The organism is Nocardioides pollutisoli, assembly GCF_040045055.1.
Taxonomy (GTDB): Bacteria; Actinomycetota; Actinomycetes; order Propionibacteriales; family Nocardioidaceae; genus Nocardioides; species Nocardioides tweenelious.
The window spans coordinates 3,029,062-3,044,504 of sequence record NZ_JBDZDU010000001.1 but is presented as its reverse complement, the minus strand read 5'-3'; the positions used below and the strand labels follow the sequence as shown (position 1 = coordinate 3,044,504).

General features: G+C 70.5%; 15 protein-coding genes. 7 read left to right on the top strand and 8 right to left on the bottom strand.

The genetic code is table 11. The features are described 5' to 3' along the window. Window position 1: 1 nt before the first annotated feature. From ABLE68_RS14910 to ABLE68_RS14895, 4 genes are all read right to left on the bottom strand, one after another. Complete coding sequence (locus ABLE68_RS14910) at window positions 2-217, bottom strand: DUF6752 domain-containing protein (RefSeq protein WP_348872388.1); 216 nt, start codon at window positions 215-217, stop codon at window positions 2-4. Continuing rightward, a complete protein-coding gene (locus ABLE68_RS14905; RefSeq protein WP_348872387.1) occupies window positions 208-1,806 on the bottom strand; it encodes a class I SAM-dependent methyltransferase in 1,599 nt (532 codons plus the stop codon). The genes ABLE68_RS14910 and ABLE68_RS14905 overlap by 10 nt, the downstream gene beginning before the upstream one ends. A 53-nt stretch (window positions 1,807-1,859) precedes the next feature. Further along, window positions 1,860-3,035: a phospholipase D-like domain-containing protein gene (locus ABLE68_RS14900; RefSeq protein WP_348872386.1), complete on the bottom strand. Its 1,176-nt coding sequence runs from the start codon at window positions 3,033-3,035 to the stop codon at window positions 1,860-1,862. Between the two features lie 95 nt (window positions 3,036-3,130). Beyond that, window positions 3,131-4,225, bottom strand: a complete 1,095-nt coding sequence (locus tag ABLE68_RS14895) for an endonuclease/exonuclease/phosphatase family protein (protein WP_348872383.1) — start codon at window positions 4,223-4,225, stop codon at window positions 3,131-3,133. A 212-nt stretch (window positions 4,226-4,437) separates the two neighbouring features. On the opposite strand from ABLE68_RS14895, the gene ABLE68_RS14890 reads away from it, so the two are divergent. The 4 genes from ABLE68_RS14890 to ABLE68_RS14875 are packed head-to-tail and all read left to right on the top strand — an operon-like array spanning window position 4,438 to window position 7,773. Next, window positions 4,438-5,712 carry a magnesium transporter MgtE N-terminal domain-containing protein gene (locus tag ABLE68_RS14890; RefSeq protein ID WP_348872381.1) on the top strand — a complete coding sequence of 425 codons (1,275 nt, stop codon included), beginning with the start codon at window positions 4,438-4,440 and terminating at the stop codon, window positions 5,710-5,712. Beyond that, the gene (locus ABLE68_RS14885; RefSeq protein WP_348872380.1) at window positions 5,705-6,247 is read left to right on the top strand and encodes a DUF1003 domain-containing protein; all 543 of its coding nucleotides are present in this window, start codon (window positions 5,705-5,707) and stop codon (window positions 6,245-6,247) included. The genes ABLE68_RS14890 and ABLE68_RS14885 overlap by 8 nt, the downstream gene beginning before the upstream one ends. Window positions 6,248-6,258: 11 nt before the next feature. Continuing rightward, window positions 6,259-7,422: an Mrp/NBP35 family ATP-binding protein gene (locus ABLE68_RS14880; protein ID WP_348872379.1), complete on the top strand. Its 1,164-nt coding sequence runs from the start codon at window positions 6,259-6,261 to the stop codon at window positions 7,420-7,422. Between the two features lie 18 nt (window positions 7,423-7,440). Further along, a complete protein-coding gene (locus ABLE68_RS14875; RefSeq protein ID WP_348872378.1) occupies window positions 7,441-7,773 on the top strand; it encodes a sec-independent translocase in 333 nt (110 codons plus the stop codon). Between the two features lie 2 nt (window positions 7,774-7,775). On the opposite strand, the gene ABLE68_RS14870 is transcribed toward ABLE68_RS14875, so the two are convergent. Then, complete coding sequence (locus ABLE68_RS14870) at window positions 7,776-8,309, bottom strand: hypothetical protein (RefSeq protein WP_348872376.1); 534 nt, start codon at window positions 8,307-8,309, stop codon at window positions 7,776-7,778. Window positions 8,310-8,377: 68 nt separating this feature from the next. Here ABLE68_RS14870 and ABLE68_RS14865 point away from each other — a divergent pair, with 68 nt between their 5' ends. The 3 genes from ABLE68_RS14865 to ABLE68_RS14855 all read left to right on the top strand — a co-directional run bounded on the left by ABLE68_RS14865 (window position 8,378) and on the right by ABLE68_RS14855 (window position 10,202). Continuing rightward, window positions 8,378-8,905 carry a hypothetical protein gene (locus tag ABLE68_RS14865; protein WP_348872374.1) on the top strand — a complete coding sequence of 176 codons (528 nt, stop codon included), beginning with the start codon at window positions 8,378-8,380 and terminating at the stop codon, window positions 8,903-8,905. A 137-nt stretch (window positions 8,906-9,042) separates the two neighbouring features. Continuing rightward, entirely contained in the window at window positions 9,043-9,687 is a 645-nt protein-coding gene (locus ABLE68_RS14860; protein WP_348872372.1) for a LysM peptidoglycan-binding domain-containing protein, read from the top strand. A gap of 14 nt (window positions 9,688-9,701) precedes the next feature. Then, entirely contained in the window at window positions 9,702-10,202 is a 501-nt protein-coding gene (locus ABLE68_RS14855) for an Rv3235 family protein (protein ID WP_348872371.1), read from the top strand. Window positions 10,203-10,395: 193 nt separating this feature from the next. Here the strand turns inward: ABLE68_RS14855 and secA are convergent, their stop codons facing one another. The 3 genes from secA to ABLE68_RS14840 form a co-directional block, all read right to left on the bottom strand. Continuing rightward, a complete protein-coding gene (gene secA / locus ABLE68_RS14850; RefSeq protein ID WP_348872368.1) occupies window positions 10,396-13,209 on the bottom strand; it encodes a preprotein translocase subunit SecA in 2,814 nt (937 codons plus the stop codon). Window positions 13,210-13,307: 98 nt separating this feature from the next. Beyond that, entirely contained in the window at window positions 13,308-14,510 is a 1,203-nt protein-coding gene (locus ABLE68_RS14845) for a winged helix-turn-helix domain-containing protein (protein ID WP_348872367.1), read from the bottom strand. A gap of 198 nt (window positions 14,511-14,708) precedes the next feature. Further along, window positions 14,709-15,404, bottom strand: a complete 696-nt coding sequence (locus ABLE68_RS14840) for a response regulator (RefSeq protein WP_348872366.1) — start codon at window positions 15,402-15,404, stop codon at window positions 14,709-14,711. Window positions 15,405-15,443: the final 39 nt, after the last annotated feature.

Below are 15,443 nucleotides of genomic sequence, written 5' to 3'. Positions count from 1 at the left end.
CTCAGAGACTCTCGTGGTACTTGGCCAGGGTCTCGTCCAGACCGGCTCGGTCGCCGCGGGCGAGCGGCACGAGCAGGTCCGTGACGATGTCGGTGAGCTCGGCGAGCCGCTGGTTGAGCTGGCGGCACTCCTGGACCTCGACCTCGAGCTCGGCGACCCGGCGTCGCAGGTCGGCGTTCGGCGTCCGCAGACGTCGAGCCACGTTCTTCACTCCCATGTCGCCACCATTCGACAGATCTTCGCGCTCGGTCCTTCGGGACCGGCGTCGGACACACGCACGACTTCGCGCTCGACGATTGTGGCACCCAGCGCGCGCAGCTCGCGGGCCACCTGCTTGGGGCGGCGCTGGTGCGCACGGTGCCGCTGGGCGTAGGTGCCGTCACCGGCGTCGGCGAGGAACTCGACGTAGAGGCGGCCGCCGTCGTGGAGCATCACCTTCGCGGCGGCCCAGGCGTTGAGCCGGGCCTGCAGGTTGAGGTTGTCGGCCAGGTGCCGCGCGACGACGACCCGGCGGCCTGGCTCGACGGCCACGAGCGCAGCGGTGGCCAGCGTTGGGCGCAGCTCGAGGAAGTTGCAGACCAGGAAGCGTGCCGGCAGGCCCTCGTCGACCGCTTGCTGCTCGGCCGGCTCGAAGGCCCTTCGGACGAAGTCGATCCCCGTGGTCGGGTGGCCCCGCCGGGCGAACCAGAGTGCGTCGCCGCCGGTGCCGCAGCCGAGGTCGACGACCGGGACGGCGCCGTCCTCCTGACCGGCGACCCAGCGGGCGAAGCCGCTGGCGCGCGGACGCGGGGTGACCTTGCGGGAGTAGGCCCGGTCCCACAGCGGGCGGTGCACGCGGATGCCGCGGAACCAGCCGTCGAAGCGGCGGTTGGTGGCGCGCGGTGTCTCGAAGTGGAAGGCAGGGTCCGGCACGCGCCAGGACCGGCCGTACGTCGCGGCGAGGAACCGGTCGGTGTCGGCGGGCACCGGGAACTCGCGGCCCTCGAGCTGGGCGGTGCCGAGCGGGGTGACCCACGAGCGCTCGAACGGCGTCCGGATCTCGCCCATCAGGTGCAGGTGGCCGTCGCGCATGAAGCCGCCGAAGACGTCGAGGCCGCGGACGACCCCGTCCCCCTCGACGACGTCGACCTTGAAGGCGAGCGCGGAGTAGCGGGTGATCGTGTAGCCGGCCAGGGCCAGCTCGCGCTGGACGCGGTAGGACTCGCGGATCACGTCGACCGGGTGCTCGAGCTCGCTGACGTAGCCGAGGTCGGCGTCGCTGTCGTGACCGATCAGGCGGCCGTCGCGGACCGCACCGAGCATGGTCCCGTAGGCGAGGAACGGCGAGAGACCGGTGGACTTGAGCGCGGTCAGGACCTCGTCGATCGCGTCGAGCAGCGGGCGGACGTTCTGCTCGCTGCGGGTGTCGAAGGTCTGCACCAGGCGCAGCGACTTGTCGAGGCTCAGCGGCTGGCCGGAGGCGTTGACCACGGCGATCCGGCCGCCGCCGGTGCCGAGGGTGACGTCCTGGTCGAAGACCACCTTGCCGGTCTCGTGGACGGTCAGCGTGACCCGGGTGGTGCCGGACAGGAAGCGCCGCAGGCTCGGGGGCCACGGCACCTGCCAGGTGCCGAGCACCGGCGGACCCGTGCGGGACCCGTCGCGGTGCAGCCAGAAGGAGTGGATGCGGCGACCGTCGAAGGAGACGTCGAGGACGACCTCGCGCGGCGACCGGGCGGAGATCCCCGCGTCGTCGACCGTGGCAGCGGAGATCACGGCGTCGGGACTCCTGCTGGTCGAGGGACGGGTCGAGAGGGTGGTGCGCACATCGGCAGGTCAGCCTATCCCGATGCCCCTGCCGGTCCCCCACCGACGATCGGTCAGGCGTGGTTCCACATCCAGTTGAACCGGTCGGCGTACTCCTGGGCGTCCGCCTGGTCCTCGACCGTGACGATCAGGTCGTCGCGGCCCAGCGCCAGGTTGCTCCAGTTGTGGGACCCCGTCCACGCACGGACGGTGCTCGGCAGCCCGTCGTACCCGCCGCTGACGATCATCATCTTCTGGTGGGTGTAGATGCCCTTGTGGGTGCCGTTGCTGATCTCGACGCCGTTGTTGGCGAGGATGGACTTCACGGCGGCACCCATGCCGACGCCGTAGAAGACCCGGACCTGGCAGCCGGCCTGGTCGAGGCGGACGACCTGCCAGGCGAGCGTCTTGCCGCGGTCCTCGTTCCAGGCGTGCGCACTGATGTCGAGGCGGGTCCTGACCACGTCGTCCGGCGTCTCGGAGTCGGGGTCGATCTCGCCCATCGGCACCTCGCACCGGATCTTGCCCAGCGCGTCGGCGACCGGGTCGGTCTCGATGCCGGTGTCGGTCGGCGTCATCTCGATCTCGGTGTCGCCGACGTGGTGGCGCACGAACGTCGGGTCGACCGGCTCGTCGCGCTTGAGCTGGGCGAACCAGTGGCGGTACGCCTTCCAGTAGGGCCGGTCGTCGACCTTGACGTACAGGTCGGCCCACTGCTTCTGGGCGTTGTACTGGGTGAGGTTGACCGAGCCGACCATGGTCACCCACCGGGCCGCGCCGGTGTGGGAGAAGGCGAAGTACTTGGCGTGCATCTCGCCGCGCGTGCCCCGGCAGCTGCGCTCGCAGAAGACGACGAAGGACGACTTCGTGATGTCGTCGCCGATCCCGGCCTGGAGCCGCTTCATCGCGGGGTAGTCGTTGCTGCCGGAGAAGACGAGCTTGACCTTCACCCCCCGGCGGTACGCCGCGAGCAGCGCGTCGGCGGTCTCCGGGTCACCGAAGGAGAAGACCGCCATCCGGATGGTCGATCCGGGCGTCGCGTGGTCGGTGGCGCTGATGACCCGGTCGAGCAGCCGGCGCTGCTGGACGGAGTCGCCGATCGGCCGGTTGAACACCGGCCCGGCGTGCGGCTTCCAGGTGTCCCGCGCGGACCGGGTGACGGCGGGCGCCGAGGCCGGGACCAGGAAGGTCAGCAGGACGGCGCCCAGGACCAGGGCGACGAGGGACGGACGGGCAGGGCGGACGGTCACGAGCGAGCTCCTTGCCGGGGGCATGTCGTCACTAGTGTCACATCTGTCACTCAGATTGCCACCCGTACGGAGGTCGTAGTACCTCCGCCGCGGCCCTAGGACAGGTCCGGCAGCAGGCTCGCGTCGGCGACCACGAGCGGGTGGTCGGTCGCGCGCGGGATCACGCCCGCCTTGGTCGCGAGGAAGTCGGTGAACTCGATCTCCGGGGAGCCGAAGACCCAGTCGACGTTGAGGTTGCCCGGCGGGAGGCAGGGCGTCCCGACGGAGCCGCCGTTGGCGGCGTGCATGGTGGTGCTGCCGGTGACCCGGCAGAACACCTCCTCGCGCTCGTTGAAGTCGCCGGTCAGCACGACCGGGTAGCCGGCCGTGTGCAGCTGGGTGATCAGCGAGACCTCGATCGCGGTGGCGGCGTCGCGCCAGCGCTCGTTGTTGCCCCAGCGGCCCGTGGTGGCCGGGTTGTGCACGTTGATGAAGTAGACCTCGCGGCCGGACGCGATGTTCTTCAGCAGGACCACCGGCGTCGGGACCTGCGACCCGTGGAAGTAGGGGATCGAGAACGTCGAGCCCTGCACGAGCTCCCACGTGTCGTTGCGCCAGGCGATCGAGTTGCGGACCGCGCGCGGGTCACCGCTGAGCCCGGGGTAGACGCCCCAGGCGCCCCCGGTCCGCGACGCGAAGGTCTGGTACTGCGACGACTCGAACTCCTGCAGCCCGACGACGTCGACGTCGTACGTGTCGAGCGTGGAGACGGCGTAGCCCATCCGCACCGAGGCCGGGAGCCAGCCGCGCTTGTTGCCGCCGGCATTGGTGTGGGAGGCGCCGAGGACGTTGAAGGTCGCCACCCGGAACGTGGTCGGCTCCGCCGAGGCGACGCGCTCGGTCTTGCTGCGCAGGCGGTGGCCGAGCTTGCCGACGGAGCCCAGCTTGCCGAGCTTGCCGGCCTTCGAGAGCTGGAGGGTCGCTGCCTGGAGGACCTTCTGCTCGCCGGCAGGCGGCGCCGCGCCTCCTCCGCCGGGGGTCGCGATCCCGATGTTCTGGGCCGCTTCGCGGGCCGCGTCCGAGGGGTCGGTGTGGGGCCGGAAGATCGCCAGGAGGGCCACCACGAGACCGAGCAGCCCGACCACGACGACGGTCGCCACAGCAGCGCCGTTCCGCTCCTCGCGCTGACGAGGATCGGCGTGCTTGGACATGGCCTCGCGATCCTTCCGCGACCACTGCGTGACCGCACCCTGGTGGCCGGGCTGGTGCCCGACGAGACTGCCCGAACTCTACCCGGGCATGACTGCACTCAACCCATCGGCCGAACGGCCCGGAATCGTAGGAAACCCGCCGGAAAACCGTCTCTCCGGACATGCCCCTCCGTGCGCTGGGCGGGCCACCCTGACCGGTAGCGTGTGGCTCCGTGAGCACCACCCCCGCGCGCGTCTACGCAGCCCGGCTCGTCGGGCTGCCGATCTTCGACCCCCAGGGGGACCAGGTCGGCAAGGTCCGCGACCTCGTCGTGGCGGTCCGCTCGGAGGTCCAGCAGCCCCGCGTCCTCGGTCTGGTGGTCGAGGTCTTCGGCCGGCGCCGGATCTTCGTGCCGATGACCCGGGTCACGAACATCGACAGCGGGCACGTCTACACGACCGGGCTGCTGAACATGCGGCGCTTCGAGCAGCGCCCGACCGAGACGCTCGTGGTGGGGCAGATGCTCGACAAGACCGTCACGGTCCCCAGCACCGGGGTCACCGGCACGGTGTACGACGTCGCGATGGAGCAGGCACGCAACCGGGACTGGGTGCTGAGCCGGGTCGCGCTCCAGGAGCCGGCCAAGGCGCTGCGCCGCCGCGGCCAGACCTACGTCTGCGAGTGGCGCGACGTCGAGGGGCTCACCCAGCGCGACGAGACCCAGGGCGCCACCCACCTGATCGCGTCCCTCAACGAGATGCGGGCGGCCGACGCGGCCAACATGATCCACGACCTGCCGCCCGAGCGCCGACGGGCGGTCGTGGCCGCCCTCGACGACGAGCGACTCGCCGACGTCCTCGAGGAGATGCCCGAGGAGGACCAGGTCGAGATCCTCGAGCACCTCGACTCCGAGCGCGCGGCCGACGTCCTCGAGGAGATGTCGCCCGACGACGCCGCCGACCTGATGGCCGACCTGCCGCCGGAGACGGCGGCGGCGCTGCTCGCGCTGATGGAGCCCGAGGAGGCCGACGACGTCAAGCGGCTCATGTCGTACGTCGAGAACACCGCCGGCGGCATGATGACCTCCGAGCCGGTCATCCTCGGGCCGGACGCCACGATCGCCGACGCGCTCGCCCACGTGCGCAACCCCGAGCTCACCCCGGCCCTGGCCGCGCTGGTCTACATCTGCCGGCAGCCGCTCGAGACGCCGACGGGACGCTTCCTCGGGGTCGCCCACATCCAGCGGCTGCTCCGCGAGCCCCCGTCGACCCTGGTCGCCGGCGTCCTCGACGACTCGATGGACCCGCTGCGGCCCGAGGCGACCATCGACCAGGTGGCCGCCCACCTGGCCACCTACAACCTCGTCGCGGCGCCGGTCGTCGACGACAACGGGCACCTGCTCGGCGCGGTCAGCGTCGACGACCTGCTCGACCACATGCTCCCTGAGAACTGGCGCGACCAGGCGATCCGCTCGTCGGACCGCTCGCAGGGGGTGCGCCGTGGCTGAGTCCCGTCCGCCGCGCTCGCGGCTTGACACCCCGAAGGAGACCCGACGGACGCTGGTCCGGCGGCCGTCGTACGACTCCGACGCCTTCGGCGTCTTCGCGGAGCAGTTCGCCCGCTACATGGGCACCGCCCGGTTCCTGATGTGGATGACCGCCGTGGTCGTCATCTGGATCGGCTGGAACACCCTCGCGCCGGAGCAGATGAAGTGGGACGACTACCCGTTCATCTTCCTGACGCTGATCCTCAGCCTGCAGGCGTCGTACGCCGCGCCCCTGATCCTGCTCGCGCAGAACCGCCAGGAGCAGCGCGACAAGGTGATCGCCGAGCAGGACCGCCAGGTCAACGCCCGGGCGCACGCCGACATGGAGTTCCTGGCGCGCGAGATGGCGTCGCTGCGGATGGCGGTCGGCGAGGTCGCGACCCGCGACTTCCTCCGCTCCGAGCTGCGCTCGCTGCTGCAGGACATCGAGGAACGCGCCGACGAGCGTGCGCAGAGTCACGTGGGCGACGACGAGGCCTCCGGGTCCTCCACGTAGACTCGGGGATCATGAGCACCCCCCTTCTCGAGCAGGTCAACGCCGCTCTCGCGACCGTCAACGACCCCGAGATCAAGCGTCCGATCACCGAGCTCGGGATGGTCGAGTCCGTCGAGATCGACGACGCCGGCGTGGTGCACGTGACCGTCCTCCTCACGGTGGCCGGCTGCCCGCTCAAGGACACCATCACCCGCGACGTCACCGGCGCGGTCGCCCGCATCGACGGGATCACCGACGTCGACCTCACGCTGGGCGTGATGACCGCCGAGCAGCGCGCCGGTCTCAAGGAGGTCCTGAGCGGCGGCCAGGCCCAGCGCGAGATCCCCTTCGCCCAGCCGGGCTCGCTCACCAAGGTCTTCGCGATCGCCAGCGGCAAGGGCGGGGTCGGCAAGTCGTCGGTCACCGTCAACCTCGCGCTGGCGATGGCCAAGCAGGGCCTCAAGGTCGGCGTGGTCGACGCCGACATCTACGGCCACTCGGTCCCCGCCATGCTCGGCGTGGCCGACCACCGGCCCACGCAGGTCGACGACCTGATCATGCCGGTGCCGACGTCCAGCGGCGTCTCGGTGATCTCGATCGGGATGCTGAAGCCGCGGCGCGACCAGGTGGTCGCCTGGCGCGGGCCGATGCTCGACCGCGCCCTCGTGCAGATGCTCGCCGACGTCTACTGGGGCGACCTCGACGTGCTCCTGCTCGACCTGCCCCCGGGCACCGGTGACGTGGCCATCTCGCTCGGCCAGCACCTACCGGGGGCCGAGGTCGTCGTCGTGACCACCCCGCAGGAGGCGGCCGCCGAGGTCGCCGAGCGGGCCGGCACGATGGCCTCGATGATGCACCAGCGTGTCGTCGGGGTCGTCGAGAACATGAGCTTCCTCCCCTGCCCGCACTGCACCGCCGAGGGCACGGACCACCGGCTCGAGATCTTCGGGTCGGGCGGCGGCGCCCGCGTCGCCGCGACGCTCTCCGAGCGGTTCGGCTACGACGTGCCGGTGCTCGGTGAGATCCCGATCGACGTCTCGCTGCGCGAGGGCGGCGACGCCGGCAAGCCGATCGTCGACTCCGACCCGACCGCCCCTGGTGCCGTGGTGCTGACCGCGATCGCCGCTGCGCTGTCCGGGCGCGGTCGCGGACTCGCCGGCATGCAGCTCGGCCTCACCCCCACCAGCAAGTTCTGACCCAGTAGGTTCTGGACCGTGTTCGGAGTCGGCCTGCCGGAGTTCACGGTGCTTGCGGTGATCGCCGTGCTCGTGTTCGGCCCCGACAAGCTCCCGGAGATGGCCCGTCAGCTCGGTCAGCTCGTCCGCAAGGCCCGGGTCCTGGCCAACACCGCCCGGGACGAGCTGCGCGCCGAGCTCGGCCCGGAGTACGCCGACCTCGAGCTGCGCGACCTCGACCCGAGGACCATCGTCCGCAAGCACATCGCCGAGGCGCTCGAGGACGACGACGAGCCGGTACGCCCGCCTCGCCGCGGCCTGCGGCCTCTCGGCGACGGCGAGATCCCGCCGTACGACGCCGACGCGACGTAGACCTACTCCCGGCTCTGCACGGCCGCGAGGCTGGCGAACGGCACGAGGACGGTGCGGCCGTCGCCGACCGTCGCCTCCACGAAGTCCGCTCCGACCCGCCGGAGCACCGCGTCGTACGACGTCGCGTCGAGAAGGTGGAGCACGCACCGCTCCCCCGCGTCGGCGACCCGGCGCAGCGCCGAGCCGAGCCCGAGACGCGCCACCGGCGACCACGCGACCTCCGGGACCGAGCGCCCCGAGGCACCACGCACGCCCGTCACGGCTGGGAGGGCGACCACCCAGTCCTGGGCGTTCCCGCGCACCAGGCACCAGCCGCTCGCGACCCGCTCCAGCGTGCCGGTGACAGCGCCGACGCCGCGGACGTCGAGGCCGATCTCGCTCCCCGCCGTGGCCATCAGCCGGCTGGCGAGCGTGACCTGCTGGTACTCCGCCCGGCTGCGGTCGGCGAGGTCCACCTCGCGCTCGGCGTCGTAGAGCGCCTCGGCCTGCTGCTCGAGGTCGTCGAGCACCGCGAAGAGCTCTTCCTCCCACGCCATGGGCCAAGCCTGACAGATCTGCCGCGCGTCTGACCGCACGGACCGGGCTCGGATGACACGCTCGACCCATGCCGAACCGGACGGTCGTGGTGACGTTCCTCCTCGCGGCGCTGGCGGTCGCCGCGTGGTTCGCCTGGACGACCGTCCACCACGACGATCGCGCACACGGCATGGCGGCCTTCACGAGCATCTCCACGCCGGGGCAGGGCTGGGAAGCCGTCGACACCAGCGACGACCTCGCGGGCATGGCGCACGGATCGCACGTCGCAGCCTGGGAGTCCGAGGTCGACCTCGCCGACGGCGAGCAGACGTGCGTCGAGGCGGCGAACTGGATGGAGAAGGCGTTCGACCGGCTCCCGTCCGCCGATCGTGATCAGTACGACCGCGACGAGATTCTCGGCTCCTGCCATGCCTTCTTCCTCGGGTCCGACGAGCAACCGCGCGACGGGTTCACCGTCTACGGGCAGAACCTGAACTCCCAGGACTCGCGCTACCACTACTACGGCGACGTCTCGGTCACCTACGTCAACGGCACGGACGGCGACGGCCGGATCGTCGGGTCCGCGACGGTGTCGATGGAGCCCCTCGACCACTGAGCCTCCGGTGCTCGCGGCGCAGGGCCGTGAGTCGACGCTGCGCGCCCGGGCAGCTGTGGAGAGACCGTTGACTCCGTAGGTAAAAAGGCGTTTTCTTAATCAAACAGAAGCAAACGCAAGCATTGGAACTCTCGGGCATGGACACTTCGCGTACGGCGTCGCTCCCCCGCTGCGGGGCGGTCTGGCTGGGCAGCACGGTCGTCGCAGGAGCCCTGGTCGCCTGTCTGCTGCCGACGATCGCGGCCGGGCCCGAAGAGGTCCGGCTCGACCGGGCGCTCGTGTGGGTCTGCGCGGTCGCCGCAGTCGCCGTCGCCTCCTGGCTGTGGCTCGTCACCGGCCTCGTCGCCCTCGAGGCACTGACCGGACGCACCGACGCCACGCCTGGAGTCCCCGCCTCGGTCCGCCGGGTCGTCCTCGCTGCCTGCGGGGTCGCACTGGTCGGCGGGCTGGCGACCCCCGCGATCGCCACGCCCGGCGATCCGCACGAGGCTCGCGGCTCGGTCTCGCTGGCCGGGCTGCCGCTGCCCGACCGCGCGGTGTCGACGGCCCTCCCCGGCGGCGCGCACGTGCACACCGGCCCGGTCCGCTCGCGCGACCGCACGGCCGAGGTGGTGGTCGCCCCGGGCGACAGCCTGTGGGCGATCGCCAGCCGGGACCTCGGTCCAGGGGCGAGCGACGCGCAGGTCGCTGGCCGCACCCACGAGCTGTACCGCCTCAACCTCGCGCAGATCGGACCCGACCCCGATCTCATCCAGCCCGCCACCCGACTCCGTCTCCACTGAACCAGGAGGAAGCCATGACCGAGAACGTCGTACCCCTGACGCCGGCGACGCCCCTGGCGAGCGTGCAGGGCACGCTGGCCCTGGACCTGCAGCCGCGGCACGACCCGCCGCGACCGGACTGGCGGGCCGGAGGCACCTCGGCGGACGTGATCTCGATCGAGGCACCCACCCGCCGCAGCATCGAGGAGTGGGCACGCCGCTACGCCCAGGCCGCCGTGGAGATCGTCGGCGGTGACCGTCCGGTCACCCAGCTGCTGCGCTGGACCTCCCGGGAGGTCTACGACGACCTCGAGCGCCGCGCCCAGCTCGTCGCCCGGGCCGGACGGCACCAGCCCGGTCAGGGACGGGTGCAGCCGGTCCGGCCACGCGTGCAGGGCGTCCACACCTGCTTCCTGTCCCGCGAGGCGGTCGAGGTCAGCGTGCACGTGAGGTACGGCGAGCGCTCCCGCGCCGTGGCGGCCCGCTTCGAGCGGACCGACAAGCGCTGGTGCTGCGTCGCGCTCGAGTTTGCGTAGGCAGCGTCGGCGAGCGGAGCTCGTCGCGCGTGGCCTACCAGGTCGAGTGCCGCCGCGGCCGAGCTTGCGAGGCCGCGACGCGGTGTACCGAGACCCGGTGAGACGAGCAAAGGCGGCGACCCCTCAGGATCGCCGCCTTGCACGGCCGGGTCTCGATACGCTCGCTGGCGCTCGCTACTCGACCGAAGAACTGTTACGAGATGCGGGCCGTGAGTCCCGTCGGACCGCCGGGGCGGCCGTGGCACTGCTTGAACTTCTTGCCGGACCCGCACGGGCACTTGTCGTTGCGGCCGATACCAGCGAACTCGTCGTCCTCGCTGGACGCCGTGACGCCCTTGACCTCGACCTCACCGTCCTCGGAGGGTGCCGAGTAGGAGAGGTTCTGCGGGGTGGGCGACCGCTCCAGGCCCTTGGCCCGGATCTGCGGGGCCTCGGCAGGAGCGCCCGAGGGCACCGCCTGACGCATCGGCTCGAAGACCTCTTCCTCGTCCTCGACCTCGTCCTCGTTGGCCTCGACCTGGACCTCGAGGTTGAAGAGGTAGCCCACGGCCTCCTCCTTGATGCCGTCCATCATGGCGGCGAACATCTCGAAGCCCTCGCGCTGGTACTCGACCAGCGGGTCGCGCTGGGAGTAGGCACGCAGGTAGATGCCCTCGCGCAGGTAGTCCATCTCGTAGAGGTGCTCGCGCCACTTGCGGTCGAGGACCGAGAGGATCACCCGTCGCTCGAGCTCACGCATGACCTCCTCGCCGATGGTCTCCTCGCGGACGTCGTACGCCGCGTGCGCGTCGGCCTTGAGCACCTCGATGAGCTCGTCGCGGTCGATGTTGGCCTGGCCGCCGGCCGCCTCCTCGAGCGTCTTGAGCTCGACGCTGACGGGGTAGATCTGGCGCAGCGCGCTCCAGAGCGCCTCGAGGTCCCACTCCTCCGGGAACTCCGCGGTCGCGCCGGTGACGTAGCCGGTGATGGTGTCGTCGAGGAAGCCGCGGATCTGCTCCTGCAGGTCCTTGCCCTCGAGGACCTCGCGACGCTCGGTGTAGATCACCTTGCGCTGGCGATCCATCACGTCGTCGTACTTGAGGACGTTCTTGCGCGACTCGAAGTTCTGCGACTCGACCTGGCCCTGCGCGTTGGCGATGGCGCTGGTGACGCGCTTGTTCTCGATCGGGACGTCGTCCGGGATCTTGAGGACCTGGAGGACCCGGTCGACCCACTCGGACTTGAAGAGCCGCATCAGCTCGTCCTGCAGCGACAGGTAGAACCGGGACTCGCCCGGGTCACCCTGACGGCCGGACCGACCGCGCAGCTGGTTGTCGATGCGTCGCGACTCGTGGCGCTCGGTGCCGACGACGTAGAGGCCGCCGAGCGCGCGGACCTCCTCGTGCTCGTCGGACACCTGGGCCTTGATCCGCTCGACCATGCCCGGCCACTCGGACTCGTACTGCTCGGCGGTCTCGCCGGCAGGCTCGAGGCCCTTCTTGCGCAGCGCCGCGTCGGCGAGGAACTCGATCGAACCACCGAGCATGATGTCGGTGCCTCGACCGGCCATGTTGGTCGCGACCGTGACCGCGCCCTTGTGACCGGCCAGCGCGACGATCTTGGCCTCGTCGGCGTGGACCTTGGCGTTCAGGACGCTGTGGGGGATCCCGCGCTTGCGGAGGATCGTGGAGAGGTACTCGGACTTCTCGACCGAGACGGTGCCGACCAGGACCGGCTGGCCCTTCTCGTGCCGCTCCGCGATGTCGAGGGCGACGGCGTCGTACTTCGCCTCCTCGGTGCGGTAGACGAGGTCGGCCTGGTCGACGCGGGCCATCGGCTTGTTGGTCGGGATCGGGACCACGCCGAGGTTGTAGGTCTTGTCGAACTCGGAGGCCTCGGTCATGGCCGTACCGGTCATGCCGGAGAGCTTCTCGTAGAGACGGAAGTAGTTCTGCAGGGTGACGGTCGCGAGGGTCTGGTACTCCTCACGGACCTCGACACCCTCCTTGGCCTCGATCGCCTGGTGCAGGCCGTCGTTGTAGCGGCGACCCGCGAGCATGCGACCGGTGTGCTCGTCGACGATGAGGACCTCGCCCTCGATGACGACGTACTCCTTGTCGTTGCGGAACAGCTCCTTCGCCTTGATCGAGTTGTGCATGAAGGAGATGAGCGGCGTGTTGACCGAGTCGTAGAGGTTGTCGATGCCGAGGTGGTCCTCGACCTTGGTGATGCCGGGCTCGAGGACCGAGATGGTGCGCTTCTTCTCGTCGACCTCGTAGTCCTCGTCCTTGACCAGGGTCTTGGCGATCTTGGCGAACTCGGCGTACCAGTGCACCTCGTCCTGGGTCGGACCGCTGATGATGAGCGGGGTCCGCGCCTCGTCGATCAGGATCGAGTCGACCTCGTCGACGATCGCGAAGTGGTGACCGCGCTGGACGCACTCCTCGATCGAGCCCGCCATGTTGTCGCGCAGGTAGTCGAAGCCGAGCTCGTTGTTGGTGCCGTAGGTGATGTCGCAGTTGTAGGCCTCGCGACGCTCGTCCGGGCGCATCTCCGGGAGGATCACGCCGACGGTGAGGCCGAGGAAGTGGTGGATGCGGCCCATCTGCTCGGACTGGAACTTGGCGAGGTAGTCGTTGACCGTGACGACGTGGACGCCCTTGCCCGTGAGCGCGTTGAGGTAGGCCGGGGCGACCGCGACGAGCGTCTTGCCCTCACCGGTCTTCATCTCGGCGATGTTGCCGAGGTTGAGCGCCGCGCCACCCATGATCTGCACGTCGAACGGACGCATGCCCGTGACCCGCTTCGACGCCTCGCGCACGGTGGCGAAGGCCTCGGGCATCAGGTTGTCGAGCGGCTCGCCGTTGGCGTAGCGCTCGCGGAGCTCCTCGGTCATCCCCCGGAGCTCTTCGTCGGTCATGGCGACGAAGTCGTCCTCGATCGCGTTGACGGCCTTCGCGACCGCCTCGAGCTGGCGCAGGATCTTGCCTTCGCCGATGCGGAGGATCTTGTCGAGAATGACGGGCACGTGTGGTCCAACTTCCTGAGATTGCCAAAAGTTGCCGAAAGCAGGGGCGGCGCCACTCTACCCAGCGCGCGAAGCGGTCCCTAACCCGCGCTGCCGCGTCAGGACACCAGCGTCAGCAGCGCGGGAGCGAGGTCGCCCCGGGGCTCGACCGTCGTGGTCGCCAGGCCCAGCCAGCCGCGGAGCCGGTCGAGCTCGATCGCCAGCTCCTCGGCGGTGTCGGCAGGTGCGCCGGGCTCGGCGTACGCCGCCTTCACGACGAGCCGGCCGGCACCTCCGGCGAACTGCCGGTCGGCCTTGAGGTCGACCCTGCCGACGATCCGGTCGCCGAGCAGGAAGGGCAGCACGTAGTAGCCGTGGACCCGCAGCTCGGCGGGGACGTAGATCTCGATCCGGTAGTGGAAGTCGAAGAGCGCCTCGGTGCGTGCCCGCTCCCAGACGACCGGGTCGAAGGGGCTCAGCAGGGCCCGCGCCCTGATCCAGCGCGGGACCCGGGCGTCGCGGTGGAGGTAGGCCGGTCGCTTCCACCCCTCGACGCTCACCGGGACCAGCTCGCCGTCCTCGACGAGCGCGGCCACGGCGGTCGCGGCGTCGGCGACCCCCATCCGGTAGTAGTCACGGAGGTCCTGCACCGTCGCGACGCCGTGGGACCGGGCCGCACGTACGACGAGCTCGCGGGCAGCCTCCTCGCGGGTCGGCGTCGGCTGCGCGAGCACGGCCGCCGGGATCACCCGCTCGGGGAGGTCGTAGCGGATCTCGAACTGGCTGTTGCGGCCGGCGATCGCGACCTGTCCCGACGCGAAGAGGAAGTCGAGCACCTGGCGGGTCTCGGACCAGTTCCAGCCCCAGTTGTCCTTCTGCCGCGGAAGTCCGTCGTCGAGGTCGCGGGCGGTCGAGGCGCCGCGGTCGGCGATCTCGGCGAGCAGGGTGCGCTCGAGATCGTCGTTCGTGGCGACGAAGCCCCACTTGCCTCGCTTGGCCCGCTGGTCGTCCATCCGGTGCTGCATCACCGGCCAGAGCTCGACCGGCATGAACGCCTGGACGTGGGCCCAGTACTCCACGATGCGGCGCGGCCGCTGCTCGGCGGCACGGCGGAGCAGGTCGACGTCGTAGGGACCCATCCGGGAGTAGAGCGGCATGTAGTGCGCGCGCTGCAGCACGTTGACGGAGTCGACCTGCAGCACGCCGGTGCGCTCGAGCGTGCGCTGGAAGGTGCGCATCGTCGGCTCGGCGTGCGGCTTGTCGAGGAAGCCCTGGCCCGCCAGCGCCGTACGCCGCGCCTGGGCGACGCTCATCGACTCCATGCGGTGAGGCTAGAGGAACCCGCCGACAAGGCCCGTCGTCGGTCGAGCAGCGAGCGCCAGCGAGCGAATCGAGACCAGATCTCAGATTCCAGCCTGCTTCTCAGCCCACCGCTGTCTCGATACGCCGGTCGCGACCTCGTTCCTCGGTCGCGCGGCTACTCGACCTGCCTGCAGATTCCTAGCGCCGGCAAGCCGGCACTAGGGCAGGTCAAGCAGCTTTTCCTTGACGGCGTACATGACCGCCTCCATCCGCGAGTGCAACTGGAGCTTCTCGAGGATGTTGCGCACGTGGTTCTTGACCGTGTTGTCGCTGATGTAGAGCTCTTTGGCGATCTCGCGGTTGTTCATGCCCTTGGCGACCAGGCGCAGCACCTCGAGCTCGCGGTCGGTCAGCCGGAGGCCGGAGACGTGGTCGCGCTCGGGGCGCGACATCTGCTTGAACTCGTCGATCAGCTTCACCGCCATCGACGGGCTGATCAGCGACTGCCCGTCGGCGACCACGCGGATCGCCTGGGCGACCTCCTCGATCGAGGAGTCCTTGAGCAGGTAGCCGGCGGCCCCGCTCTTGACGGCCTCGTAGAGGTCGGCCTCCTCGTCGGAGACGGTGAGCATCACGATCTTGGCGGACGGGACGGCCTCCTTGATCGCCAGGCACGCCTCGATGCCGGTGCGCTTCGGCATCCGGACGTCGAGGAGCACCACGTCGGGTGCGGTGCGCTCCGCGAGGAGCGTGCCCTCGATGCCGTCACCGGCCTCGCCGATCACCTCGACGCCGGGCTCGGCGGCCAGCAGCATGACCAACCCACGGCGGAAGAGCTCCTGATCGTCGACCACGAGGACGCGGATCGACTCGCCTTCGGCGTCGGTCGTCGGCTCGGTCGTCGGCGGGGCCACGGAGGCATCATGGCACGAGCGGGCCCCTCCACGCGCGCA

Bases quoted from the DNA above. Each gene is read 5' to 3' on its own strand.
- ABLE68_RS14910 (WP_348872388.1), bottom strand. From the start codon at position 217: ATGGGAGTGAAGAACGTGGCTCGACGTCTGCGGACGCCGAACGCCGAC.
- ABLE68_RS14895 (WP_348872383.1), bottom strand. From the start codon at position 4,225: ATGTCCAAGCACGCCGATCCTCGTCAGCGCGAGGAGCGGAACGGCGCT.
- ABLE68_RS14880 (WP_348872379.1), top strand. From the start codon at position 6,259: ATGAGCACCCCCCTTCTCGAGCAGGTCAACGCCGCTCTCGCGACCGTC.
- ABLE68_RS14870 (WP_348872376.1), bottom strand. From the start codon at position 8,309: ATGGCGTGGGAGGAAGAGCTCTTCGCGGTGCTCGACGACCTCGAGCAG.
- ABLE68_RS14865 (WP_348872374.1), top strand. From the start codon at position 8,378: ATGCCGAACCGGACGGTCGTGGTGACGTTCCTCCTCGCGGCGCTGGCG.
- ABLE68_RS14860 (WP_348872372.1), top strand. From the start codon at position 9,043: ATGGACACTTCGCGTACGGCGTCGCTCCCCCGCTGCGGGGCGGTCTGG.
- ABLE68_RS14855 (WP_348872371.1), top strand. From the start codon at position 9,702: ATGACCGAGAACGTCGTACCCCTGACGCCGGCGACGCCCCTGGCGAGC.
- ABLE68_RS14845 (WP_348872367.1), bottom strand. From the start codon at position 14,510: ATGGAGTCGATGAGCGTCGCCCAGGCGCGGCGTACGGCGCTGGCGGGC.